Origin of the sequence: Providencia sp. JUb39 (assembly GCF_012272845.1) — a bacterium.
GTDB classification, from domain to species: Bacteria; Pseudomonadota; Gammaproteobacteria; order Enterobacterales; family Enterobacteriaceae; genus Providencia; species Providencia lanzhouensis.
Genome location: NZ_JAAWXD020000001.1, coordinates 3,302,379 through 3,327,234, shown reverse-complemented (window position 1 = coordinate 3,327,234; position 24,856 = coordinate 3,302,379). Strand labels below are relative to the sequence as shown.

At 43.4% G+C, this 24,856-nt stretch carries 20 protein-coding genes, 2 tRNA genes and 1 rRNA gene; 16 read left to right on the top strand and 7 right to left on the bottom strand.

Annotated elements, in window-relative coordinates; genetic code table 11:
• The first annotated feature begins 5 nt into the window (after window positions 1-5).
• The 11 genes from rseP (at window position 6) to tilS (ending at window position 14,592) form a co-directional block, all read left to right on the top strand.
• Window positions 6-1,358, top strand: coding sequence for a sigma E protease regulator RseP (rseP, locus tag HFU86_RS15475; protein ID WP_187129616.1), 1,353 nt, complete (start codon window positions 6-8; stop codon window positions 1,356-1,358).
• A gap of 41 nt (window positions 1,359-1,399) precedes the next feature.
• Window positions 1,400-3,814 carry an outer membrane protein assembly factor BamA gene (gene bamA / locus HFU86_RS15470; protein WP_132496501.1) on the top strand — a complete coding sequence of 805 codons (2,415 nt, stop codon included), beginning with the start codon at window positions 1,400-1,402 and terminating at the stop codon, window positions 3,812-3,814.
• A gap of 87 nt (window positions 3,815-3,901) precedes the next feature.
• Entirely contained in the window at window positions 3,902-4,396 is a 495-nt protein-coding gene (skp, locus tag HFU86_RS15465) for a molecular chaperone Skp (RefSeq protein ID WP_036956365.1), read from the top strand.
• Window positions 4,397-4,399: 3 nt separating this feature from the next.
• Window positions 4,400-5,437 (top strand): UDP-3-O-(3-hydroxymyristoyl)glucosamine N-acyltransferase, encoded by a 1,038-nt coding sequence (lpxD, locus tag HFU86_RS15460; RefSeq protein ID WP_108478502.1) that lies wholly within the window; start codon window positions 4,400-4,402, stop codon window positions 5,435-5,437.
• A gap of 130 nt (window positions 5,438-5,567) precedes the next feature.
• On the top strand, window positions 5,568-6,020 hold the full coding sequence (gene fabZ, locus HFU86_RS15455) for a 3-hydroxyacyl-ACP dehydratase FabZ (protein WP_006658399.1): 453 nt from the start codon (window positions 5,568-5,570) through the stop codon (window positions 6,018-6,020).
• Between the two features lies 1 nt (window position 6,021).
• Window positions 6,022-6,819, top strand: a complete 798-nt coding sequence (gene lpxA, locus HFU86_RS15450; protein ID WP_132496500.1) for an acyl-ACP--UDP-N-acetylglucosamine O-acyltransferase — start codon at window positions 6,022-6,024, stop codon at window positions 6,817-6,819.
• 52 nt (window positions 6,820-6,871) lie between these two features.
• Window positions 6,872-8,026, top strand: a complete 1,155-nt coding sequence (lpxB, locus tag HFU86_RS15445; RefSeq protein WP_132496499.1) for a lipid-A-disaccharide synthase — start codon at window positions 6,872-6,874, stop codon at window positions 8,024-8,026.
• Window positions 8,026-8,616, top strand: coding sequence for a ribonuclease HII (gene rnhB / locus HFU86_RS15440; RefSeq protein WP_132496498.1), 591 nt, complete (start codon window positions 8,026-8,028; stop codon window positions 8,614-8,616). The genes lpxB and rnhB overlap by 1 nt, the downstream gene beginning before the upstream one ends.
• Before the next feature lie 29 nt (window positions 8,617-8,645).
• Window positions 8,646-12,128: a DNA polymerase III subunit alpha gene (gene dnaE, locus HFU86_RS15435; RefSeq protein WP_132496497.1), complete on the top strand. Its 3,483-nt coding sequence runs from the start codon at window positions 8,646-8,648 to the stop codon at window positions 12,126-12,128.
• A 12-nt stretch (window positions 12,129-12,140) separates the two neighbouring features.
• A complete protein-coding gene (gene accA / locus HFU86_RS15430; protein WP_187129615.1) occupies window positions 12,141-13,100 on the top strand; it encodes an acetyl-CoA carboxylase carboxyl transferase subunit alpha in 960 nt (319 codons plus the stop codon).
• 124 nt (window positions 13,101-13,224) lie between these two features.
• Window positions 13,225-14,592 (top strand): tRNA lysidine(34) synthetase TilS, encoded by a 1,368-nt coding sequence (tilS, locus tag HFU86_RS15425; RefSeq protein WP_187129614.1) that lies wholly within the window; start codon window positions 13,225-13,227, stop codon window positions 14,590-14,592.
• An 83-nt stretch (window positions 14,593-14,675) separates the two neighbouring features.
• Here the strand turns inward: tilS and rof are convergent, their stop codons facing one another.
• The gene (gene rof / locus HFU86_RS15420; RefSeq protein ID WP_006658392.1) at window positions 14,676-14,939 is read right to left on the bottom strand and encodes a Rho-binding antiterminator; all 264 of its coding nucleotides are present in this window, start codon (window positions 14,937-14,939) and stop codon (window positions 14,676-14,678) included.
• Window positions 14,940-15,263: 324 nt separating this feature from the next.
• Between rof and HFU86_RS15415 the strand changes: the two genes are divergently transcribed.
• Window positions 15,264-15,920: a copper resistance protein NlpE N-terminal domain-containing protein gene (locus HFU86_RS15415; protein WP_036956383.1), complete on the top strand. Its 657-nt coding sequence runs from the start codon at window positions 15,264-15,266 to the stop codon at window positions 15,918-15,920.
• 106 nt (window positions 15,921-16,026) lie between these two features.
• On the opposite strand, the gene proS is transcribed toward HFU86_RS15415, so the two are convergent.
• From proS to metN, 6 genes are all read right to left on the bottom strand, one after another.
• Window positions 16,027-17,745, bottom strand: coding sequence for a proline--tRNA ligase (gene proS / locus HFU86_RS15410; RefSeq protein WP_132496495.1), 1,719 nt, complete (start codon window positions 17,743-17,745; stop codon window positions 16,027-16,029).
• A 120-nt stretch (window positions 17,746-17,865) separates the two neighbouring features.
• Complete coding sequence (gene tsaA, locus HFU86_RS15405; RefSeq protein WP_187129613.1) at window positions 17,866-18,585, bottom strand: tRNA (N6-threonylcarbamoyladenosine(37)-N6)-methyltransferase TrmO; 720 nt, start codon at window positions 18,583-18,585, stop codon at window positions 17,866-17,868.
• Window positions 18,586-18,592: 7 nt separating this feature from the next.
• Window positions 18,593-19,000 (bottom strand): Rcs stress response system protein RcsF, encoded by a 408-nt coding sequence (gene rcsF, locus HFU86_RS15400; RefSeq protein ID WP_036956388.1) that lies wholly within the window; start codon window positions 18,998-19,000, stop codon window positions 18,593-18,595.
• Between the two features lie 134 nt (window positions 19,001-19,134).
• On the bottom strand, window positions 19,135-19,956 hold the full coding sequence (locus tag HFU86_RS15395) for a MetQ/NlpA family lipoprotein (protein ID WP_187129612.1): 822 nt from the start codon (window positions 19,954-19,956) through the stop codon (window positions 19,135-19,137).
• A 91-nt stretch (window positions 19,957-20,047) separates the two neighbouring features.
• Window positions 20,048-20,701, bottom strand: a complete 654-nt coding sequence (metI, locus tag HFU86_RS15390; RefSeq protein WP_132496493.1) for a methionine ABC transporter permease MetI — start codon at window positions 20,699-20,701, stop codon at window positions 20,048-20,050.
• Complete coding sequence (metN, locus tag HFU86_RS15385; protein WP_132496492.1) at window positions 20,694-21,725, bottom strand: methionine ABC transporter ATP-binding protein MetN; 1,032 nt, start codon at window positions 21,723-21,725, stop codon at window positions 20,694-20,696. Before metN ends, metI begins: the two co-directional genes overlap by 8 nt.
• A 169-nt stretch (window positions 21,726-21,894) precedes the next feature.
• Between metN and gmhB the strand changes: the two genes are divergently transcribed.
• The 4 genes from gmhB to HFU86_RS15365 all read left to right on the top strand — a co-directional run bounded on the left by gmhB (window position 21,895) and on the right by HFU86_RS15365 (window position 24,780).
• Window positions 21,895-22,461 (top strand): D-glycero-beta-D-manno-heptose 1,7-bisphosphate 7-phosphatase, encoded by a 567-nt coding sequence (gmhB, locus tag HFU86_RS15380; protein ID WP_132496491.1) that lies wholly within the window; start codon window positions 21,895-21,897, stop codon window positions 22,459-22,461.
• A 428-nt stretch (window positions 22,462-22,889) separates the two neighbouring features.
• Window positions 22,890-24,429: ribosomal RNA gene (locus tag HFU86_RS15375) — 16S ribosomal RNA — on the top strand.
• A gap of 65 nt (window positions 24,430-24,494) precedes the next feature.
• Window positions 24,495-24,571, top strand: a tRNA-Ile gene (locus tag HFU86_RS15370).
• A gap of 133 nt (window positions 24,572-24,704) precedes the next feature.
• Window positions 24,705-24,780: transfer RNA gene (locus HFU86_RS15365), tRNA-Ala, on the top strand.
• Window positions 24,781-24,856 lie beyond the last annotated feature (76 nt).

Genomic DNA, 24,856 nt, shown 5'->3' with positions numbered 1-24,856 from the left:
GATTAATGGGATTTATTTGGAGCTTAGCGGCGTTTATTATTGCGATTGGTGTGCTGATTACGGTGCACGAATTTGGACATTATTGGGTCGCGCGCCGTTGCGGTGTTTACGTTGAAAAGTTCTCTATAGGGTTTGGTAAAACGCTATGGCGTAAAGTCGATAAACATGGGACAGAGTTTGTTTTAGCGCTGATCCCGCTTGGTGGCTACGTCAAAATGCTCGATGAGCGTGTTGGTGAAGTAAGCCCAGAACGCCGTCATTTAGCTTTCAATAATAAGACTGTTGGGCAACGTGCCGCCATTATTAGCGCGGGGCCTCTTGCGAACTTTTTGCTTGCTATTGTTGTCTACTGGATTGTCTTTATGATTGGGATTCCATCTGTTCGCCCAGTCATTGATAGCATTAAGCCAAATTCCATTGCTGCTGAGGCAAATTTTGAGCCTCAGATGGAACTAAAATCGATAGACGGTATCGAAACACCTGATTGGAATTCAGCTCGTTTAGCGCTAGTGAGTAAAATTGGTGATAGGGAATTTACTGCACAAGTTTTACCTCAAGGATATAATGAGCCGGTTTCTAAAACAGTGGATTTAAGCGCATGGCAGTTTGACCCTGAAAAGCAGGACCCTATTTTATCAATAGGGATTATGCCAGTGTCTGCGAAGGTTGACCCTGTCATCCATAAAGTGACGGAAGGCTTAGCGGGCGAGCGTGCCGGTTTAAAACCGGGAGATAGAATTATTAGTGTCAACGGAGAGCTACTGGATACTTGGAATCCAGTGACGAGAATAATCCGAAATAATCCGGGGACACCATTAAAATTAGCCGTACAACGTGATTCGACATTAATTGATTTAACCTTAGTTCCTGATGTTCAAGAAGGTAAAAAAGGTGAGCGTTTTGGTGTTGCAGGTGTCGAACTAACTGTATTACCGCTAGCTGATGAATATAAAATGGTGCAGCAATACAACCCTGTATCTGCACTGTTTCAAGCTAGCGACAAGACTTGGCAGTTAATGAAACTGACAGTCAATATGATGGGTAAACTGGTTGTTGGGGATGTCAAACTCAATAACTTGAGCGGGCCGGTATCTATCGCAAAAGGTGCGGGGGTTTCGGCGGAGTCAGGCTTGGTATATTATCTGATGTTTATTGCGCTGATTAGCGTGAACTTAGGCATCATCAATCTATTTCCATTGCCTGTGTTAGATGGGGGGCACTTACTCTTCTTATTAATTGAAAAAATTAAAGGGAGTCCAGTGTCTGAGCGAGTACAAGACTTTAGTTTTCGAATTGGTGCAATGGCATTGATTCTGTTAATGGGACTTGCACTTTTTAATGATTTCTCTCGCTTCTAATTTTGTAAGCTTGGGACCAGTAAGGAATACGCATAACAACGATGGCGATGAAAAAGTTGCTCATAGCGTCGCTGCTTTTAGGTAGCGCCACTGCATACGGTTCAGACGGATTCGTAGTTAAAGACATTCGTTTCGAAGGTCTACAACGCGTCGCCGTTGGTGCAGCATTATTGAACATGCCTGTCAGGGTCGGGGATTCAATCGATAACGAAGATATTAGTCGTTCGATACGTTCGCTATTCTCTACAGGTAACTTCGAAGATGTTAGGGTCCTGCGTGATGGAAATACGCTGATCGTTCAAGTTAAAGAACGACCAACCATCGCGAGTATCACTTTTACAGGTAACAAATCTGTAAAAGATGACATGCTAAAGCAGAACTTGGAAGCATCCAATGTCCGTGTGGGTGAAGCATTAGACCGCACTAAAATTGCGAATATTGAAAAAGGTTTAGAGGACTTTTATTACAGTGTTGGTAAATACAACGCGACAGTAAAAGCGGTGGTCACGCCATTACCACGTAACCGTGTGGATTTAAAATTTGTGTTCTCTGAAGGCGTGTCTGCAAAAATCCAGCAGATCAACATTGTGGGTAATAAAAATTACTCAACAGCGGAATTGGTGAATAAGCTCCAATTGCGTGACGATGTGCCATGGTGGAACCTGGCGGCTGACCAAAAATATCAAAAACAAAAATTGGCGGGTGACTTAGAAACCCTGCGCAGTTTCTACCTTGATCGTGGTTATGCACGTTTCAATATCGACTCAACGCAAGTGAGCCTGACACCAGATAAGAAAGATATCTACATTACGATTAATGTCACTGAAGGAGATCAATATAAGATTTCTGGTGTGGACGTTAATGGTAATACGGCAGAGCATTTAGCGGATATCCAAGAGCTGATCACTATTACACCAGGTGAGTTATACAATGGTGCGCAAGTGACTCAGATGGAAAACCAAATTAAAGACCTGTTTGGTCGTTATGGTTACGCTTATCCGCGCGTAATGACTCAGCCTGAAATTAATGACGCTGATAAGACAGTTAAGCTGCATGTTAACGTTGATGCAGGTAACCGTTTCTATGTTCGCCAAATTCGTTTCCAAGGTAACGATACCAGTAAAGATTCCGTTTTACGCCGTGAAATGCGTCAAATGGAAGGTGCTTGGTTAGGTAACGATTTAGTTGAATTAGGTAAAGAGCGTCTGAACCGTACTGGTTTCTTCGAAACTGTTGATGTTGAAACTCAGCGTATTCCGGGTAGCCCAGACCAAGTTGATGTTATCTATAAGGTTAAAGAACGTAACACCGGTTCAATGAACTTTGGTGTTGGTTTCGGTACTGAAAGTGGCGTTAGCTTCCAAGTTGGTGTAACTCAGGATAACTGGTTGGGTACAGGTAATGCGGTTGGCATTAACGCTAGCCGAAATGACTACTCAACAAACGTCGAGTTTTCAATGACAGACCCTTACTTCACTGTTAACGGTGTGAGTCTGGGGGGACGTATTTTCTATAACGACTTTAGTGCGAAAGATGCGGACTTATCTGGCTATAACAACAAAACGTATGGTCTAGATAGCACATTAAGCTTCCCATTCAATGAAAATAACTCCTTCCGTATTGGTGCGGGTTATGTTCATAACGACCTGTCTGACATGCGTGCGCAAGCTGCAATGTGGGACTATCTACAATCTATGGGTGAAAACCCACCGGTAACTAAAGATGGTCGTAACAAAGAAAGCTTCAGAGCGGATGACTTTACACTGAACTTAGGTTGGACGTATAACTCCTTAAACCGTGGTTTCTTCCCAACATCGGGTAACAAAACTAGCGTTTCAGGTAAAGTGACAATCCCAGGTTCTGATAACGAATACTACAAACTGCGTTTTGATACAGCCCAATATCTCCCATTGAATGATGATGAAACATGGGTTGTGTTAGGTCGTGCGCAGGCGGGTTATGGTGATGGTATTGGTAGCAAACAAATGCCATTCTATGAGAACTTCTATGCAGGGGGCTCTAGCACCATCCGTGGTTTCCGTTCGAATAACATCGGTCCGAAAGCTGTATATCTGAAGAATGTAGATGGCAAAGATGGTCCTGAGCCAGGTAGCCCATCAAGCGATGCGGTTGGTGGTAACGCGATGTATGCAGGTTCATTTGAGCTGATTACACCAACGCCATTTATCGACGAGAAATATGCGAATACGATCCGTACGTCTCTGTTTGTTGATGCGGGAACCGTATGGGATACCAATTGGAACAGTATTAACCCAGCATGGCGTGCAGGTATGCCTGACTACGGTACAGCAACTAACGTCCGTGTTTCTACGGGTATTGCTTTACAATGGATTTCGCCACTTGGGCCTCTGGTCTTCTCCTATGCGCAACCTATCAAGGATTACGAAGGCGACAAATCAGAACAGTTCCAATTTAATATTGGTAGAACTTGGTAATAATTCAGTCTCTATCGAAATCAGCCCTCATAAAATAATGAGGGCTACCAAAATTTCCAGCCATAAGAATGGGTTAAGGAGTTTAGTGTGAAAAAATTGTTGTGTGCAGCGGGTGTAAGTATTGCTTTAGCAATGTCTGCGGGTGCGTATGCTGAAAAAATCGCTATCGTTAATGTTGGCGAAGTTTTCCAGAACATGCCTGCTCGTGAAGCCGTTGCTAAACAGCTTGAGAGTGAATTCAAAAGCCGTGCTACTGAACTGCAGAATCTGGAAAAAGATCTGCAATCACGCGTAGAAAAGCTGCGTCGTGACGGCGCGACTATGAGCACTAGCGATCGTGAAAAGCAGGAAAAGGAATTAATCACTAAACGTGACCAGTTCGCTGAGAAAGCTCAGAAATTTGAAGAAGACAATCGTCGTCGTCAAGCTGAAGAGCGTAATAAAATCCTGAGCCGTATCCAAGATTCTATTAAATCTGTTGCAGCGAAAGAAGGCTATGATGTTGTTATCGATGCAAACGCAGTTGCGTATGCAAAAGATGGTATCGATATCACCAGTCAGGTTCAAAAACAGGTTAAATAATAGATGTCTTCAATTCGATTAGCTGACCTCGCTCAGCAGTTGAATGCACAGTTACACGGTGATGGCGATATCGTCATCACCGGTATTGCACCGATGTATTCAGCGAACAATCAGCAGATTACTTTTTTATCTGATAGCCGTTACAGCGATAAGTTGGCAGATTGCCAAGCTGCGGCTGTGGTATTAACTGAAAAAGATCTGAGTGCTTGTAAGGTTGCTGCACTGGTTGTAGATAATCCTTACCTTGCTTATGCGCACATGGCGCAAATTATGGATACCACTCCAGCCCCTGCTGAGAATATCCATGCGTCAGCGGTCATTGCTGATGATGCCCAGCTTGGACAGAATGTAGCAATTGGCGCGAATGCCGTTATCGAAAGTGGCGTTGTGCTAGGTGATAACGTTGTGATTGGTGCAGGTTGTTTTATTGGTAAAAATACCCGCATTGGTGCAGGCACCCGTTTATGGGCGAATGTCAGTGTTTACCATCATGTTGAGATTGGGGAAAGTTGCTTAATCCAGTCAGGTACAGTGATCGGTTCTGATGGCTTTGGTTATGCCAATGATCGTGGTAATTGGATCAAGATCCCGCAATTAGGTACCGTGATCATCGGATCTCGTGTTGAGATCGGCGCGTGTACAACAATTGACCGTGGCGCATTAGATAACACAGTCATTGGCAATGGCGTTATCATCGATAACCAATGCCAAATTGCGCACAATGTAACAATAGGCGATAATACCGCAGTTGCGGGTGGCGTCATTATGGCTGGTAGTTTAAAAATCGGTCGCTATTGTATGATTGGCGGAGCCAGTGTTATCAATGGTCATATGGAAATCTGTGACAAGGTTACCGTAACAGGTATGGGAATGGTGATGCGACCAATTACTGAGCCAGGAGTTTACTCTTCCGGTATTCCTTTACAGCCGAATAAAGCATGGCGTAAAACCGCAGCTTTAGTCTTAAGCATCAATGAGATGAATAAGCGTCTAAAAACACTTGAACGTGAATTAGATAGCCAAAATCAAAAAAATCAGTAATTATTTGGTAATTCAAGCTAAAATAGTTTCTTGAGTTACGTTTTTTCCGGCCTGCCTGTTAACTCGCTATTGAGTTAAAGCGGGCCGATTCATTAATTAAATAGCATTAATAGACAGGAAGAGTATTTCGATGAGTGATAATCATACTCTGAATATAGAAGAAATCTTAGAACTACTTCCGCACCGTTATCCATTCCTTTTGGTTGACCGTGTATTGGATTTTGAAGAAGGTAAATCTTTGCGCGCGGTAAAGAACGTCTCTTTTAACGAGCCATTCTTTCAGGGACATTTCCCTAGCAAACCAATTTTCCCGGGTGTTTTAATTTTAGAGGCAATGGCTCAGGCTACGGGTATCCTTGCATTTAAAAGCGTAGGCAAACTTGAACCCGGCGAACTGTATTATTTTGCAGCGATTGATAACGCACGCTTTAAACGTCCAGTTCTGCCAGGAGATCAAATGATCCTGGAAGTTGAATTTATCAAAGAACGTCGCGGTGTTGCACGTTTTAAAGGTGTAGCAAAAGTTGATGGAGAAGTGGCCTGCGAAGCAGAAATGATGTGCGCCCGTCGTCGTGAGGTCTGATATGATTGACAAAACTGCCTATGTTCATCCCTCATCTATTGTAGAAGATGGAGCTGTTATTGGTGCCAATGTACGCATTGGTCCTTTTTGCTATATCGGCGCTAATGTTGAAATTGGTGAAGGTACTGAGCTGAAATCTCACGTTGTTGTAAACGGACACACGAAAATTGGTTGCGACAACGTTATTTTTCAATTTGCTTCGATTGGTGAAATTAACCAAGACCTGAAATACCAAGGTGAGCCAACTCGCGTTGAGATTGGCGACCGTAACCGCATCCGTGAAAGTGTGACTATCCACCGAGGAACCACACAAGGTGGCGACCTAACTAAAATTGGTAATGATAACTTACTGATGGTTAACGTCCATATTGCGCATGACTGCATCATTGGTAACCGCTGTATTATCGCGAATAACGGAACGTTAGGTGGTCACGTCACTCTTGGTGATTTCGCTATTATTGGTGGCATGACTGCGGTGCATCAATTCTGTCAGATTGGTGCGCACGTAATGGTCGGTGGATGCTCTGGTGTTGCACAAGACGTACCTCCATACGTTATTGCACAGGGCAACCATGCAACTCCATTTGGTTTAAACCTTGAAGGTTTAAAACGCCGTGGTTTTGAAAAAGAATCTCTGCACGCTATTCGTAACGCCTACAAAACGTTATACCGCTCAGGGAAGTCTTTAGAAGAAGCGCGTGAAGAAATTGCTGAAATGGCAAAAACTGACGAACACGTCAAAGTATTTAGTGATTTCTTAGAAGACTCAGCACAATCTAAGCGCGGAATTATTCGTTAATTTTTGCTGCTGTAGATGAACACAAGAAAAGGCCTTTAATAAGGAGCGAATTTTGGTGAATAGCAACCGCCCACTTACTATTGGCCTTGTTGCCGGAGAAACTTCTGGTGATATCTTAGGCGCAGGGCTTATCCGCGCCTTAAAACAACAAGTTCCCAATGCCCGTTTTGTCGGTGTTGCTGGTCCTCTCATGCAAGCAGAAGGTTGCGAAGCTTGGTATGAAATGGAAGAGCTCGCCGTCATGGGGATTGTTGAAGTCCTTGGTCGTTTACCTCGTTTATTATCCATCCGTAAAGATTTAACTCAGCGTTTTACTGAGTTACAACCTGATGTGTTTGTTGGTATTGATGCGCCTGATTTCAATATCACCCTTGAAGGTCGCTTAAAATCAAAGGGCATTAAAACCATTCATTATGTCAGCCCATCTGTTTGGGCATGGCGCCAAAAGCGCGTATTCAAAATTGGCCGTTCCACCAATTTAGTCTTGGCATTTCTCCCGTTTGAGAAAGCATTTTATGACCGTTTTGATGTCCCTTGCCGTTTTATCGGGCATACCATGGCGGACTCAATCCCCTTAAATCCTGATAAACAGGCTGCGCGTGAGCGTTTAAATATCCCTGCGACTGCAAAATGCTTAGCATTGTTACCGGGAAGTCGCCATTCTGAAGTTGAAATGCTCAGTGCTGATTTCTTGAAAACCGCTACACTATTAAGTAGCCACTTTGCCGATCTACATATTGTTGTGCCTCTGGTAAATCAGAAACGACGCCAGCAATTCGATGAGATAAAACAACAGGTTGCTCCAGAGTTGAATGTTCATATTCTGGATGGACAGGCTCGCGATGCAATGACCGCAGCAGATGCGACATTACTTGCTTCTGGCACCGCTGCCTTAGAATGTATGCTAACCAAATGCCCAATGGTAGTAGGTTATCGCATGAAACCTTTCACATTCTGGCTTGCCAAGCGCTTAGTCAAAACGCCTTATGTTTCTTTGCCAAATTTATTGGCAGGGAAAGAAATCGTGAAAGAATTACTCCAAGAAGAGTGCCAGCCACAGCAACTTGCCGACCAGTTACTTCCATTGCTGGAGGGCGGAGAGCAAGTGGACGCGCTGAAGGAAACTTTCTTACAATTGCATCAACTCATTCGTTGTGATGCAGACCAACAAGCCGCTGATGCTGTATTAGATTTGGTTAGAAAATAATGGAATTTATATACCCGAAAGCCAACTTAATTGCTGGCGTTGATGAAGTGGGGCGTGGACCTTTAGTCGGCGCTGTAGTGACTGCAGCGGTTATTTTAGATCCTAATAACCCGATAGCAGGACTTGCCGACTCGAAAAAACTCAGCGAAAAAAAGCGTGAAAAGCTGTTCGATGAGATCAAAGAAAAAGCACTGTGTTGGTGTATTGGTCGTGCAGAACCTGAGGAAATTGACCAACTCAACATACTGCATGCGACTATGTTGGCAATGCAAAGAGCGGTAGAAGGCCTTTCAATTCAACCAGAATTCGTCTTAGTGGATGGCAACCGCTGCCCTAAATTGACCATGCCATCACAGGCTGTTGTCAAAGGTGATAGTTTAGTCCAAGAAATCAGCGCTGCATCAATTCTGGCGAAAGTGGTTCGAGATAGAGAAATGGTCGAGCTTGATAAAGCGTTCCCTGAATATGGTTTTGCGAAACACAAAGGCTATCCTACAGCGTATCATTTAGAAAAATTAGCTGAGTTTGGCGCTACCGAGTTTCACCGTAAAAGCTTCGCGCCTGTAAGACGTGCGTTAGACATTAAATAGTCGGCATAAGAAAAATAGGTATAAAGTTAATGGCTTCTCCTCGTTTTATTCATCTACGTGTTCACAGTGACTACTCCATGATTGATGGGCTGGCGAAAACCGCTCCATTAGTGAAAAAAGTCGCCGCCATGGGCATGCCTGCATTTGCCATCACGGATTTTACTAACCTTTGTGGGTTAGTGAAGTTTTATGGTGCGGCTCATGGTGCAGGTATCAAGCCGATCATTGGGGCTGATTTTTATATGGAAAGTGAGCAACTTGGTGATGAGGTTGCTCACTTAACGGTTCTGGCTCGCAACAACGAAGGCTATCAAAACCTCACCTTACTCATCTCCGAAGCTTATCAAAAAGGTTATGGCGTAATTGGTCCCACGATTCATCGTGACTGGCTCGTCAAACATAAAGAGGGTTTGATCCTACTATCAGGCGGTAGAAAAGGGGATGTGGGGCAGTTTCTACTCCGCGGTAACCAAGCATTAGTGGATGAGAGCTTAGCGTTCTACCAAACCCACTTTCCTGATGCTTACTATCTTGAGCTTATTCGTACTGGGCGACCTGATGAAGAGAGCTACCTACATGCTGCTGTCGAATTAGCAACTCAGCGTGGTCTGCCTGTAGTGGCAACTAACGATGTCTGTTTTATTGAAAGCAGCGATTTTGATGCCCATGAAATTCGTGTCGCTATTCATGATGGATTCACGTTAGCCGATCCGAAGCGTCCAAAAAATTATAGTCCTCAGCAATACTTACGTACTGAAGAAGAGATGTGCGAGCTGTTTGCCGACATCCCTGAAGCATTAGAAAATAGTGTAGAGATTGCTAAGCGCTGTAACGTCACTATTCGTCTTGGTGAATATTTCCTACCGAAATTCCCGACTGGGGATATGGAAACGGAAGACTTTCTGGTCATGCGTTCAAAAGAAGGTCTGGAAGAGCGCCTTAAATTCTTATTCCCAGATGAAAAAGTCCGAGCAGAAAGACGCCCTGAATATGATGAACGTTTAGAAATCGAACTTAATGTTATCAACCAAATGGGATTCCCTGGCTACTTCTTGATCGTAATGGAGTTTATCCAGTGGTCGAAAGATAATGGTGTTCCTGTTGGTCCAGGGCGAGGCTCAGGTGCGGGCTCTTTAGTGGCTTATGCACTAAAAATCACTGACTTAGACCCACTTGAACTTGACCTACTGTTTGAGCGTTTCTTGAACCCAGAGCGGGTTTCAATGCCAGACTTTGACGTTGACTTCTGCATGGAAAAACGTGACCAAGTTATTGATCACGTTGCTCAAATGTATGGGCGAGACGCGGTATCCCAGATTATTACCTTTGGTACGATGGCGGCAAAAGCTGTTATTCGTGACGTGGGACGGGTGCTGGGGCACCCTTATGGTTTCGTTGACCGAATTTCTAAACTCGTTCCCCCTGATCCGGGAATGACCCTTGAAAAAGCCTTTGAAGCAGAACCGCAGCTGCCTGAAATTTATGAAGCAGATGAAGAGGTTAAAGCGCTAATCGATATGGCGCGTAAGCTTGAAGGGGTAACACGTAACGCCGGTAAGCACGCCGGTGGGGTAGTTATTGCACCAACTAAAATTACGGATTTTGCACCGCTCTATTGCGATGCTGAAGGCAATAACCCCGTTACACAATTCGATAAAAACGATGTCGAATATGCTGGCTTGGTAAAATTCGACTTCCTAGGTCTGCGTACGCTGACCATTATTAACTGGGCATTGGAGATGATCAATGCCCGTCGAGCCAAGAAAAATTTAGAACCGATTGATATTGCAGCTATTCCTTTACAGGATAAGAAAAGCTTCGATATGTTGCAGCGTTCGGAAACCACGGCGGTATTCCAATTAGAATCCCGAGGAATGAAGGATCTGATTAAACGCCTGCAACCTGACTGTTTTGAAGATATGATCGCTCTGGTGGCTTTATTCCGCCCAGGTCCGCTGCAATCGGGGATGGTAGATAACTTTATCGACCGTAAACATGGTCGTGAAGAGATCTCATATCCTGATGTAAATTGGCAGCACGAATCATTAAAACCTGTTCTAGAGCCAACTTATGGTATTATCCTATACCAAGAACAGGTTATGCAGATTGCTCAGGTTTTAGCAGGTTATACCCTCGGTGGTGCGGATATGTTGCGTCGTGCGATGGGTAAAAAGAAACCTGAAGAGATGGCAAAACAGCGCTCCGTTTTTGAGGAAGGTTCCATCAAAAATGGGGTAGATGGTGAGTTGTCGATGAAAATCTTTGACTTGGTGGAAAAATTCGCCGGTTATGGATTTAACAAATCACACTCCGCTGCCTATGCGCTGGTTTCGTACCAAACATTATGGCTAAAAGCCCACTATCCGGCTGAATTTATGGCTGCAGTAATGACTGCAGATATGGATAACACGGAAAAAGTAGTCGGGCTGGTAGATGAATGTTGGCGTATGGGCTTGAAAGTATTGCCACCAGATATCAATAGTGGGTTATATCACTTCCATGTGAATGATGAAGGTGAGATAGTTTACGGCATCGGTGCAATTAAAGGCGTTGGTGAAGGCCCAATCGAAGCGATTATTGAAGCTCGCCAACAAGGCGGTATCTTTAAAGAAATTTTCGATCTTTGTGCTCGAGTGGATATTAAAAAGATTAACCGCCGAGTGATGGAAAAGCTGATCATGGCAGGGGCATTCGATCATTTAGGTCCTCACCGAGCGGCGTTGATGTCATCCCTTGAAGACGCATTAAAAGCGGCAGATCAGCATGCGAAAGCAGAAGCTATCGGGCAAGGGGATATGTTTGGGGTGCTTGCAGAAGCCCCTGAGCAGGTTGAAAGTTCTTACGCGAGTGTGCCGAAGTGGCCTGAGCAAGTCGTGCTAGAAGGTGAGCGTGAAACTTTGGGTCTCTATTTGACAGGTCACCCAATAACGCGATACTTAAGTGAGATAGAGCGTTATACAAATGGTTTGAGATTGAAAGATGTGAACCCAACCCCTCGTGGTCAAGTGACAACTGTGGTAGGTTTAGTGCTCTCTGCCAAAGTGATCACAACCAAACGTGGAAACCGAATTGGGATTTGCACACTCGATGATCGTTCCGGTCGTCTGGATATTATGTTATTTTCAGATGCGCTGGATAAATACCAACATATGTTGGAAAAAGACAATATTTTAATTGCCACCGGTCAGGTCAGCTTTGATGATTTCAATGGTGGTAATAAAATGACAGTGCGCGAATTGATGGATATCGGAGAAGCAAGGGAAAAGTATGCGCGCGGCCTTGCAATTTCACTGTCCGATAAACAGATTAACGATCAATTACTGAATCGGCTTCGTAATGCGCTTGAACCTCACCGTTCAGGCACGATACCGGTTCACTTGTATTATCAGAAGGATGATGCCAGAGCTAAGCTTAAGTTTGGCGTTGTTTGGCGTGTAACACCCGTGGATCCCCTTCTGAACGACCTTCGAACTCTGCTGGGTAGTGAGCAGGTAGAATTAGAATTTGACTAAAATAGGAATATTATGAGTCTGGACTTTCTTGATTTTGAACAGCCGATTGCTGAATTAGAGGCGAAAATCGATTCCCTAACCGCAGTTAGCCGTCAAGATAACAACTTAGAAGTCAACCTGGATGAAGAGGTTGCTCGTTTACGTGAAAAAAGTGTTGAACTGACACGTAAGATTTTCTCTGATCTGGGGGCTTGGCAAATTGCTAAACTCGCTCGTCACCCACGTCGTCCATACTCTTTGGATTACATTTCTCGCATTTTTACAGATTACCAAGAATTAGCGGGTGATCGCGCGTATGCCGATGACAAAGCGATTATTGGTGGTTTAGCTCGTTTAGATGGGCGCCCTGTGATGGTTATTGGTCATCAAAAAGGTCGTGAAACGAAAGAGAAAATTCGCCGTAACTTTGGTATGCCAGCACCAGAAGGCTACCGTAAAGCACTGCGTCTGATGGAAATGGCTGAGCGTTTTAACCTGCCAATTATTACGTTTATTGATACTCCGGGTGCATATCCGGGGGTTGGTGCAGAAGAGCGCGGTCAATCCGAAGCGATTGCGCGTAACTTACGTGAAATGTCTCGCTTATCCGTTCCGGTGATCTGTACCGTGATCGGTGAAGGCGGTTCAGGTGGCGCATTAGCGATTGGTGTGGGTGATAAAGTGAATATGCTGCAATACAGCACTTATTCCGTTATCTCACCAGAAGGTTGTGCATCTATTCTGTGGAAAAGTGCTGATAAAGCACCACTAGCGGCTGACGCGATGGGTATTACGGCACCTCGCTTGAAAGAGCTGAAGCTGATTGATAGCGTGATCCCTGAACCTCTGGGCGGCGCTCATCGTAACTACGATGAAATTGCGGAATCTCTGAAAGCACAAATCACGCAAGACTTGAATGAGTTAGAAGCTCTGGATGAAGAAGCATTGAAAAATCGTCGTTACCAACGTCTGATGGGATATGGTTACTGCTAATTAGCTAACCTATTAAGTGCAATCCAGCCTATTTTGAAACGGGAGCCTGTTTAGCCAGCTCCCGTTTTTTTATTATCTTTAATATAATATTGAATTAAGAAGTGAGTGGAATAAAGAGAAGATAATGGCGAAATCCTCAAAGCATATTCTCGCAACAGTTCGAGAAAAAATCGGAAGCTATCGAAAAATTCTGGTTGGATTCAGTGGTGGTATCGACTCCACGGTATTGCTACATGCTCTTTATCAGCTAAAATTCAATGAGTTACCGTCATTAGAAATTCGCGCAATTCATATTCACCATGGCTTAAATATTCAAGCGGATAAATGGGAAGCTCACTGTGCTTCATTATGCCAACAATGGGATATCCCGTTTATTTGCCAGCATGTGACGGTGGATAGCACTCAGATTGGTGTTGAAGCGGCAGCAAGAGCCGAACGTTATCAGGCATATCGTGATGAGCTACTCGACGATGAAATTATGGTGACAGCTCAGCATCTTGATGACCAAGCTGAAACATTCATGCTGGCTCTGAAGCGAGGAAGCGGCCCAGCAGGGCTTTCAGCAATGCCGGAGTCACTTCCTTTTCAAGCGAAAAATGGAAAAACAGTTCTATTACGTCCTCTGCTTTCTATTTCTCGCCATGAATTAGAAAACTATCGGGCGGAGTATCAACTTCCTTGGGTTGAAGATGATAGCAATCAAGATGACTGCTATGATCGTAACTTCCTGCGCTTGCATATTATGCCAAGATTATCTGAACGCTGGCCACATTTTGCCAATGCCGTTTCCCGAAGTGCATCATTATGTGCAGAACAAGAGGCGCTGCTGGACGAGCTGCTGAAAGATTCACTTGATGACATCATCGATTATCGTGGTGGACTGTATATTGATGGGCTTATCCACTGTTCAGTTGCCAAGCGTAACGCTTTGATCCGTCGCTGGATTGGTCTTCACCAACTCGCTATGCCGCCTTTCAATCAATTGGAACGGATTTGGCAGGAAGTGGCACTTGCTCGGCAGGATGCGGAACCTATCTGTCGCTTAGGGGATGTGGAAATTCGCCGTTATCAAGGAGCTCTGTGGGTGGTTAAGCGCATTAATAACCTGATGGGAAAACAGTATCAGTGGAATTATCCAGAGGCTTATCTCTTACCTGAATCACTGGGAACACTGGTTGTGATGGATGGAGAAGGGCAGATCCGCCCACCACAAGAAACGGAGAAAGTGACAATTCGCTTTGGATTGCAAGGCTCACTAAATATTGTCGGTCGCCATCGTTCACGTAGCAGCAAGAAAATTTGGCAAGAATTGGGTGTTGCTCCATGGATGCGAGAAAGAACCCCGCTCATTTACTATAATGAAACACTAATTTGTGCCGTGGGATGTTTTATTACTCCTGATGGATTTGTAGGGGAAGATAATATTGGGATTGCTATTGATTGGCAAAATTCCGAACATTGGATAAATACCAATGAATTTTCCTGCGAATAAGCTGCATAGACTATCCAAAAATTAGAAACCCCTTATGACTGTGACTATCATAAGGGGCATAGAAGAAACTCAGAAAACGAGTGTTAGTGAGAGTGGTCGACAACGATAGTGCCGATTTCAGGATGACTGAAGGATGAGATAATATCCAGTCGTAGCTCCTTGGTTCCTTCCTGCGTAATCAGGACGAGGTACTCAATTTTTTTTCGTAGGAGCAAATCACTGGCTTGCCCTTCAATATTCTCGCCGTCATTAAGCTTAATTTGCAGCTTTAATTGACGCTGGCATGCGATTTCTAGATATTCGTAATCATCACAATTGATTGGTTGATATTCATTATCTGTAGACATATTCCCTCACCACTGTGTTAGTGGCGGTTATTGCCGCCTTGAACATGTTTGTATTATCTAAAAACACTAGCATTTATCGACTAAGCATTTACCGATGAAATAAAAAGCTAAATCAAAAGTGCTTCGCTCGATAATAGCATAGTAATTTAATAACTATAATCAGTGACGTGGGAAAAGGAAAATTCTTATTCACTAAACTGATATCTTTAGCTGGTTATTTATCCGATTGTAAACTTTTGCATACCTTATTTTTTTATTCGTTGAGATGTTATGATGTATTAATAAGCGAAACAGTGATAATTGAATGATCTGAAGGGAATTATAATGAAGAAAGTACTTTTATTAGCTCTTATTTCAGCGGGTGCTGTGGCATTATCCGGCTGTCAAAGCAGTGTCAATGAAGCAAATTTTGCGCCTGTAGACCATGTTTATAGTGGTGTACTTCCTTGTGCGGATTGTTCGGGTATTGAAGCAACATTATTAGTGAATCCAGATGGTAGCTATGTTGAGCAACTGCTTTATTTAGAAACCCGTGAAGGGAACCAAATGTTCCATGAAACAGGGAACTGGTCTAGCACGGAAAATGTATTAACATTAACTAACTCAAAAGCAGAACGTACATACTTTGCACAATCTCCTGATAACCAGTCAATCACACTGCTAGATTTAGAAGGCAAAGCGATTGAGAGCTCAATGAACCATACCTTAAAACAGGTCACTCCAAGTAAAAAGCGTGGCGAATATCGTTATATGGCGGATGCCGCTGTATTTACTGAATGTGGTTCTGGGCGTAAATATGCAACGTCAGGTATTGAGCTAGAGAAAGCCTATAGTGATACCGATGTGGATGGCGGTACGCCAGTGTATTTAGAAGTGGATGGTTTCTATTCAATTCGCCCATCAATGGAAGACGGTCAATTTGATTCTGCATTTATTCCTACAGGGAATATTCAGTTTGATAAAACTCGCTCTTGCAAATAACCTGAATTCATTTTGGTTATATTGTAAAAAGGCTTAGTGACAATAAAAAAGCTCAGAGACAGTAAAACTGAACTCTGAGCTTTTTGTATTTAGGTTAACGTAACGGTTATTTAGCTAATTTTTCTTTCAGGAAGCTAACTACGTTATCTAAACCAACCAGCTGTTTATCATCACTGCGGCGTGATTTATATTCAACTTGGTTAGTATCTAAATTACGATCACCAATGACGATAGTGTACGGAACGCCAATCAGTTCCATATCGGCAAACATCACGCCCGGACGCTCTTTACGGTCATCGAAAATAACATCGATACCTTGCGCTTTCAGGTCTGCATACAGTTTTTCAGCAACTTCTTTAACGCGATAAGACTTATGCATGTTCATTGGCAGGATAGCAACGTGGAACGGTGCGATAGCGTCAGGCCATACAATACCGCGCTCATCGTGGCTTTGCTCAATCGCTGCTGCAACAATACGCGTTACACCAATACCATAGCAACCCATTGTCACGATTTGGTTATGACCTTCTTCGTTCTGCACAGAAGCTTTCATCGCTTCAGAGTATTTTGTGCCTAACTGGAAGATATGACCTACTTCGATACCGCGTTTGATTAACAGGGTACCTTTACCATCTGGGCTTGGGTCACCCGCTACCACATTACGCAGATCGTAAACTTCCGGTAGTGGGAGATCACGTTCCCAGTTGATGCCAAAGTAGTGTTTACCATCAATATTTGCACCTGCACCAAAGTCACTCATCACCGCAACGCTGCGGTCAATGACGATTGGCATTGGCATCTTCACCGGGCCTAAAGAGCCTGGACCTGCGTTAACGGCTTTGCGGATCTCTTCTTCTGATGCAAATTGCAGTGGGCTTGCCACTAATGGGTGTTTTTCTGCTTTGATTTCATTAAGTTCATGGTCGCCACGAATTAACAGGGCAACTAAAGTATGACCAGAGTCTTTCTCGGCATGAACAATCAGAGTCTTAACTGTTTTCTCGATTGGCAGATTGAACTGTTCAACTAATTCAGCAATTGTTTTTGCATTTGGTGTATCAACTAAATGCATCTCTTGGCTTGGCGCCGCACGTTGAACATTTGGTGCAACTGCTTCAGCAAATTCGATATTAGCTGCAAAATCAGATTCAGTAGAGAAGACAACATCATCTTCACCGCTTTGTGCTAAGACTTGGAATTCGTGAGAAGCGTTACCACCGATAGAACCGGTGTCTGCCTGTACTGCACGGAAATCAAAGCCAATACGGGTGAAAATTTTGCTATAAGCTTGGTACATTGCATCGTAAGTTTCTTGCAATGACTCTTGGCTTGTGTGGAACGAGTATGCATCTTTCATGATAAATTCACGAGAACGCATTACACCGAAGCGAGGACGAACTTCATCACGGAATTTGGTTTGAATTTGGAATAAATTCAATGGTAATTGCTTGTATGAAGTGATTTCGTTACGCACTAAATCAGTGATAACTTCTTCATGGGTTGGGCCTAAAACAAAAGGACGTTCACCACGATCTACAAAGCGCAGTAACTCAGGGCCATATTGTTCCCAACGTCCACTTTCTTGCCATAAGTCAGCAGGTTGAACGACGGGTAAAGATACCTCGATAGCGCCTGCATTTTCCATTTCTTCACGAACGATGTTTTCAACTTTACGCAGAACACGCACGCCAGTGGGTAACCAGTCATACAGACCAGAAGCAAGTTTACGGATCATCCCTGCACGCAGCATCAGCTTGTGGCTGATAACTTCTGCATCCGCAGGGGTCTCTTTTAGAGTTGAGAGCAGATATTTGCTAGTACGCATTGTATAGGTTCCATTAGAACAACAAATTATGGTAGGGCTTATGCCTACCCAATAATTTAAAGCTGCTAAGCAGCGGAATAAACAGCTAGTCTACCAGTGACGATGCTTTGTCAAAAGAGGTTAACGCGATTTTTCATTACGTTCGATGGCAAACACTTCAGTGATATTATTAGTCACTCGCCAGCGCACATTGAAATCTAATAAATGAACCGCATAATCACGGGCTTCATTGGATTGTTTCTTATAGGCAGGACGTGGGTCTTGCTTTAATACTTGCTCAATAAAAGATGCTAATCCGGGATAGCGAGATAGGTATTTATCACATTCAAGCTGAGCTTGCGCGCTAAATATAACCTGCATATCTTCTGATGGTGCTTCTTGAGCATAACCTGCTTTGGCAGTTGTGATAGCTTCAGCAAAAGGCAGATACGGTTTGATATCTATCACTGGCGTGCCATCAACTAAATCTAGGCTACCGAGTTCAAGAATGGCTTGGTTGTTTTCGATAGTTACGCCTTTTAATTCAACTAACGACATCCCAATCGGGTTTGGTCGAAATGTTGAACGAGTGGCAAACACACCCATTTTATCGTTACCACCTAAGCGGGGAGGGCGTACTAGCGATTTCCAGCCACCTTCCATCGTTTGGTGAAAAACAAACAACACCCAAATATGGCTAAATTGAGTTAATCCTCTAACGGCATTGGGGTCATTGTATGGCGGATGTAAATGCAAACGCCCAAAGCCGTTTTGAACCAGCCCAGGCTGGCGAGGAATAGCAAACTTTTCTTTATAAGGGGATTCGATATGCCCGATAACATTAAATTGAAAAGATTGCATAAGTTGATTATTCAACAATTTTAAGTGCGCTACCTTCACATACCGTTGCTTGGTAACAACCCGGTGCTGATTTGGTTTGGCACTGATGTAATAACACTGCATCTGCAGCGATATAAGCGGCTTGCGTCAACATACTGTTTTTAGCTGAATCAAGGTTAATAGGGGGACTCTTTGCATTTTTTCTGCATGACTCACCAGATACAATACCTAAGTCACGAAATGGCATTCCTAATAATTCTTCAGGGCTGTTCATTAATTTAATGTTTTCTGCACTGACATCTTCTTCAGTTTCGACAGGTAAAGGTTTCGATAATTTCATGCTCGAAAACCCTTTATTCATGCTTGGACTGGTGTATTGATTAATTCCGCACCCAGCTAAAACAAATGTAGCGAGGGCGAGCAAAAACAATCTCATAAATATTACCTTTTTATTATCTGCGCTAGCGCATTAATTATGTAATCGGTTTAATGCTTGTCGGTATGATACAAAAAAACTAGGTGACATAAAGTCACCTAGCATTTTATACACATTTTTTTTAAGAGAAAAGCTTACCAGCCTTTAACTGCTCCACCATCGAAAACTTCGTTGGCCTTTTCTGCCACTTCATTAGATTGATATGCTTGAATAAACTTCTTCACATTCTCGCTATCTTTATTATCTTCACGAGCCACAATAATGTTCACATATGGAGAATCTTTATCTTCAACAAACAGACCATCTTTTGCTGGAGTCAGTTTTGGTGTTGCACTGCTAGCCCAAGTTGTGTTGATGATAGCCAATGCAATTTTTTGATCATCTAGAGCACGTGGTAACTGTGGCGCTTCTAATTCAACAAATTTTAAGCCTTTTGGATTCTCAATAACATCCAACACGGTAGGCATTAAACCTGTGCCATCTTTTAACTTAATCAAACCTTGTTTTTGCAGTAACAGTAATGAACGACCTAAGTTAGTTGGGTCATTTGGCAGGGCAACTTGTGAACCGTCAGCCAATTCATCAATGGATTTAATTTGTTTAGAATATCCTGCAATTGGATAAATGAAGGTATTTCCAACAGGAACTAATTTGTAGTTACGGTCTTTAATTTGCTGATCCAAATAAGGTTTATGTTGGAATGCGTTAGCATCAATATCACCTTTGCTTAATGCTTCGTTTGGTAGTACGAAGTCATTGAAAGAAACTAATTCAACATTCAGACCATATTTTTCTTTAGCAACTTTTTGTGCAACTTCAGCAACTTCAAACTCTTTGCCCATGATCACACCGACTTTGATGCTATTTGGATCTTTTTGTTTTTCACCACAGCCAGCGAGAGCTAATGTTCCTAACAGCGCGCCAACTACTGCAATTGATTTTAACTTAATAGACATAATTTACCCCTTTAGACACTATTTATAGCACCTTAACTACTGTGTAGCGTTTTTTGGCGCTGCTATTGTTTCTGACTATCTAGATTACGGACTATTTATGTGACACTTTTTTCATTAGATATTCACCTGTGAACTGAATGATGAATACTAAGACAATCAATAGAACCAGAACGGTATTCATAACTAATGGATTATAAGTATAGTACCCATATTGCATTGCAATTTGTCCTAACCCACCGGAACCTACTGCACCGCCCATTGCGGAATAACCGACTAACATAATTAATGTAATGGTTGCTGCGTTAATTAACCCCGGTAAAGATTCTGGCAGTAATACTTTGCGGATAATCTGTAACGGAGTTGCACCCATAGCGCGTGATGCTTCAATTAAACCATTCGGCACTTCTAATAATGCGTTTTCAACCATTCGAGCAATAAACGGAATTGCGCCAACAGTTAATGGAACAATCGCACCTTCGATACCAATCGCAGAACCCACAATGAATTTGGTAAAAGGGCTGATCCAGACTAATAAAATAATAAACGGTATTGAGCGGAATACATTCACGACAGCAGAAATAACGCTATACAGAACGGTATTTTCCATTACTTGCCCACGACGAGTGACATAAAGTAGGACGCCTGTCGGGATACCTAAAATAAAACCTAAAACTGCAGAAACGAAAGTCATGATAATGGTATCAATCGTTCCTGAAATAAGCAGTGAAATCATTCCCTCAGACATAACCTAAAACCTCAACTTTCACATGGTGCTCTTTCAAAAATGTAATAGTGGACTCAATGCCATTTTCTAAGCCGTGTAATTCAGCCAGCATCACACCGAATTTAACGCCACCGGCATAATCAATCTGAGAACTTAAAATATTAATATCGATATCAAATTTACGTACGGCCATTGAGATTAATGGCGCATCTACCGATTGCCCTGTGAATTCCAGTTTCAATAACGGGGAGAGATCTTTACCCGATTCTGGTTGTAAACGTTCTTTATAGTCATCTGGAATATCGATAACTAACGTTGACTTAATAAATGCTTGAGCAACTGGCGTTTTAGGGTGAGAGAAAACTTCACTCACTTTATCTTGCTCAATAAGCTGACCACCACTGATCACTGCCACTTGGTCACAAATGCGTTTCACCACATCCATTTCATGGGTGATCAATAAGATGGTTAAACCTAAGCGACGGTTGATATCTTTCAATAATTCTAAAATAGAGCGTGTCGTTGCTGGGTCTAGTGCACTTGTTGCTTCATCACACAGTAATACTTTTGGTGAGTTAGCTAAGGCGCGGGCAATAGCCACACGCTGTTTTTGACCACCAGAAAGATTTGCTGGATAAGCATCTTTCTTTTCAGATAAGCCGACTAACTCTAATAATTCATTAACGCGCTGTTTAATGGATTCTTTCGGTGTATTGTCTAATTCTAGTGGCAGTGCCACGTTATCAAACACAGTGCGCGAAGATAATAAGTTAAAGTGCTGAAAGATCATGCCAATTCTACGGCGTGCTTTCGTAACTTCTTTCTCTGGCAGAGACGTTAAATCTTGTCCATCAACAATGACTTGCCCTGATGTTGGACGCTCCAGCATATTCACACAACGAATTAAGGTACTTTTACCTGCGCCGGATGCACCAATGACACCATATATTTGACCAGCAGGAACATGCAGGCTGATATCAGTCAGTGCCTGTATATTGCGGTTTCCTTGCTGGAACACTTTATTAATATTTGAGAGCTTTATCATTCTATCTTCTATTCTCTGACGAATTATATTCAAGATACTGTATCTAACTTGTATTGGATGTTAAGGCGTCTAGACGTCTAAGTCAATAAAGTTTGATGGATTTATTCTATTCTCATTTCATTTCTTTTCGTGAGATACTAAAAACCATTTCAGTTTGAGGAGTAAAGCAGTGAGCAAAGGCATTCCAGCAATCTTTCTAGATAGAGATGGCACAATTAATATCGACCATGGTTATGTACATCAAATTGATGACTTCGAATTTATCGAAGGCGCTATTGAAGCCATGATTGAACTCAAAAAGATGGGATATGCATTAGTTGTCGTGACTAATCAATCTGGTATCGGTCGTGGTATTTATACCGAAGACCAGTTTATGACGCTGACTGAGTGGATGGATTGGTCTCTAGCCGACCGTGGTGTTGATTTAGATGGTATATATTTCTGCCCTCATCACCCAGATGCAACAGTAGAAGAATATAAGCAAGAATGTAATTGCCGCAAACCAAAACCAGGAATGCTTTTAGATGCCCAACAATTTTTAAACATTGATATGGCTTCTTCTATTATGGTTGGCGACAAACTTGCAGATATGCAAGCGGGTAAAGCGGCTCTTGTGGGTACAAATGTGTTAGTAAAAAGCGGCGAACCTGTTACAGATGACGCTATTGCGAGTGCAGATCTGGTGATTAATAGCCTTGCAGACCTGCCAAAAGCCTTAAAAAGCATCACAAAGTAACCATTTTGGGTGATAAATCAGCACTTGGAAATTATTTTAAAAAAAACACTTGCGAGATTTTGGGAGCTCCCTATAATGCGCATCCGTTGTCACGACAAACCGGTTCGAAGAAAACCTCGAAGCCCCGTGATAACAGAGGTGAAGAAAGAAAATAGTTGAAAATAATCGCTTGACTTTCTAAATAAAAAACGTAGTATACGACACCTCGCGACAACGACCTAGAGTCGATAATCAAAAGATTAAGTCGCACCGCTCTTTAACAATTTATCAGACAATCTGTGTGGGCACTCACAGGACACTATCAAAAAAATATTTGATTTTAAGTCTTGAAGAGTGACTAACACGTTAATTCATATATATGAACTAATAGGTAATTTGGTTTCTTCGGAAATCAAACGACAGTAACATTCTTTGAGCATCAAGCTTTTTAATTGAAGAGTTTGATCATGGCTCAGATTGAACGCTGGCGGCAGGCCTAACACATGCAAGTCGAGCGGTAACAGGGGGAGCTTGCTTCTCGCTGACGAGCGGCGGACGGGTGAGTAATGTATGGGGATCTGCCCGATAGAGGGGGATAACTACTGGAAACGGTAGCTAATACCGCATAATCTCTTAGGAGCAAAGCAGGGGAACTTCGGTCCTTGCGCTATCGGATGAACCCATATGGGATTAGCTAGTTGGTGAGGTAATGGCTCACCAAGGCGACGATCCCTAGCTGGTCTGAGAGGATGATCAGCCACACTGGGACTGAGACACGGCCCAGACTCCTACGGGAGGCAGCAGTGGGGAATATTGCACAATGGGCGCAAGCCTGATGCAGCCATGCCGCGTGTATGAAGAAGGCCTTAGGGTTGTAAAGTACTTTCAGTTGGGAGGAAGGCGTTGATGCTAATATCATCAGCGATTGACGTTACCAACAGAAGAAGCACCGGCTAACTCCGTGCCAGCAGCCGCGGTAATACGGAGGGTGCAAGCGTTAATCGGAATTACTGGGCGTAAAGCGCACGCAGGCGGTTGATTAAGTTAGATGTGAAATCCCCGGGCTTAACCTGGGAATGGCATCTAAGACTGGTCAGCTAGAGTCTTGTAGAGGGGGGTAGAATTCCATGTGTAGCGGTGAAATGCGTAGAGATGTGGAGGAATACCGGTGGCGAAGGCGGCCCCCTGGACAAAGACTGACGCTCAGGTGCGAAAGCGTGGGGAGCAAACAGGATTAGATACCCTGGTAGTCCACGCTGTAAACGATGTCGATTTGGAGGTTGTTCCCTTGAGGAGTGGCTTCCGGAGCTAACGCGTTAAATCGACCGCCTGGGGAGTACGGCCGCAAGGTTAAAACTCAAATGAATTGACGGGGGCCCGCACAAGCGGTGGAGCATGTGGTTTAATTCGATGCAACGCGAAGAACCTTACCTACTCTTGACATCCAGAGAATTTAGCAGAGATGCTTTAGTGCCTTCGGGAACTCTGAGACAGGTGCTGCATGGCTGTCGTCAGCTCGTGTTGTGAAATGTTGGGTTAAGTCCCGCAACGAGCGCAACCCTTATCCTTTGTTGCCAGCGATTCGGTCGGGAACTCAAAGGAGACTGCCGGTGATAAACCGGAGGAAGGTGGGGATGACGTCAAGTCATCATGGCCCTTACGAGTAGGGCTACACACGTGCTACAATGGCGTATACAAAGAGAAGCGACCTCGCGAGAGCAAGCGGAACTCATAAAGTACGTCGTAGTCCGGATTGGAGTCTGCAACTCGACTCCATGAAGTCGGAATCGCTAGTAATCGTAGATCAGAATGCTACGGTGAATACGTTCCCGGGCCTTGTACACACCGCCCGTCACACCATGGGAGTGGGTTGCAAAAGAAGTAGGTAGCTTAACCTTCGGGAGGGCGCTTACCACTTTGTGATTCATGACTGGGGTGAAGTCGTAACAAGGTAACCGTAGGGGAACCTGCGGTTGGATCACCTCCTTACCATTGAAGTGTACTTGTGAAGTGCTCACACAGATTGTCTGATGAAATAGAGTAACGGTATCGATAGGCTTGTAGCTCAGGTGGTTAGAGCGCACCCCTGATAAGGGTGAGGTCGGTGGTTCAAGTCCACTCAGGCCTACCACTTTTCTCTTATGCTGTGTTGTGGCTCAGCTCGTTTACTTATGTAAACTTCGCTAACCCACGCCTTGCCTAAGAAAAAAGACTTTATAATGAGAAATCATATAAAGGATAATCGATACTGGAATTACCTTTATGGGGCTATAGCTCAGCTGGGAGAGCGCCTGCCTTGCACGCAGGAGGTCAGCGGTTCGATCCCGCTTAGCTCCACCATAAACTTTCTGATTATTCAGAATAGATTAGAAATAGTCTATTGCGAATAATTATGCTCTTTAACAATCTGGAACAA

Coding starts and splice junctions, on each gene's coding strand:
- bamA (WP_132496501.1), top strand. CDS start 1,400: ATGGCGATGAAAAAGTTGCTCATAGCGTCGCTGCTTTTAGGTAGCGCC.
- rnhB (WP_132496498.1), top strand. CDS start 8,026: ATGGAATTTATATACCCGAAAGCCAACTTAATTGCTGGCGTTGATGAA.
- rcsF (WP_036956388.1), bottom strand. CDS start 19,000: ATGAGATTGTTTTTGCTCGCCCTCGCTACATTTGTTTTAGCTGGGTGC.
- lpxD (WP_108478502.1), top strand. CDS start 4,400: ATGTCTTCAATTCGATTAGCTGACCTCGCTCAGCAGTTGAATGCACAG.
- rof (WP_006658392.1), bottom strand. CDS start 14,939: ATGTCTACAGATAATGAATATCAACCAATCAATTGTGATGATTACGAA.
- dnaE (WP_132496497.1), top strand. CDS start 8,646: ATGGCTTCTCCTCGTTTTATTCATCTACGTGTTCACAGTGACTACTCC.
- proS (WP_132496495.1), bottom strand. CDS start 17,745: ATGCGTACTAGCAAATATCTGCTCTCAACTCTAAAAGAGACCCCTGCG.
- accA (WP_187129615.1), top strand. CDS start 12,141: ATGAGTCTGGACTTTCTTGATTTTGAACAGCCGATTGCTGAATTAGAG.
- fabZ (WP_006658399.1), top strand. CDS start 5,568: ATGAGTGATAATCATACTCTGAATATAGAAGAAATCTTAGAACTACTT.
- metN (WP_132496492.1), bottom strand. CDS start 21,725: ATGATAAAGCTCTCAAATATTAATAAAGTGTTCCAGCAAGGAAACCGC.
- lpxA (WP_132496500.1), top strand. CDS start 6,022: ATGATTGACAAAACTGCCTATGTTCATCCCTCATCTATTGTAGAAGAT.
- metI (WP_132496493.1), bottom strand. CDS start 20,701: ATGTCTGAGGGAATGATTTCACTGCTTATTTCAGGAACGATTGATACC.
- tilS (WP_187129614.1), top strand. CDS start 13,225: ATGGCGAAATCCTCAAAGCATATTCTCGCAACAGTTCGAGAAAAAATC.
- HFU86_RS15415 (WP_036956383.1), top strand. CDS start 15,264: ATGAAGAAAGTACTTTTATTAGCTCTTATTTCAGCGGGTGCTGTGGCA.
- HFU86_RS15395 (WP_187129612.1), bottom strand. CDS start 19,956: ATGTCTATTAAGTTAAAATCAATTGCAGTAGTTGGCGCGCTGTTAGGA.
- rseP (WP_187129616.1), top strand. CDS start 6: ATGGGATTTATTTGGAGCTTAGCGGCGTTTATTATTGCGATTGGTGTG.
- tsaA (WP_187129613.1), bottom strand. CDS start 18,585: ATGCAATCTTTTCAATTTAATGTTATCGGGCATATCGAATCCCCTTAT.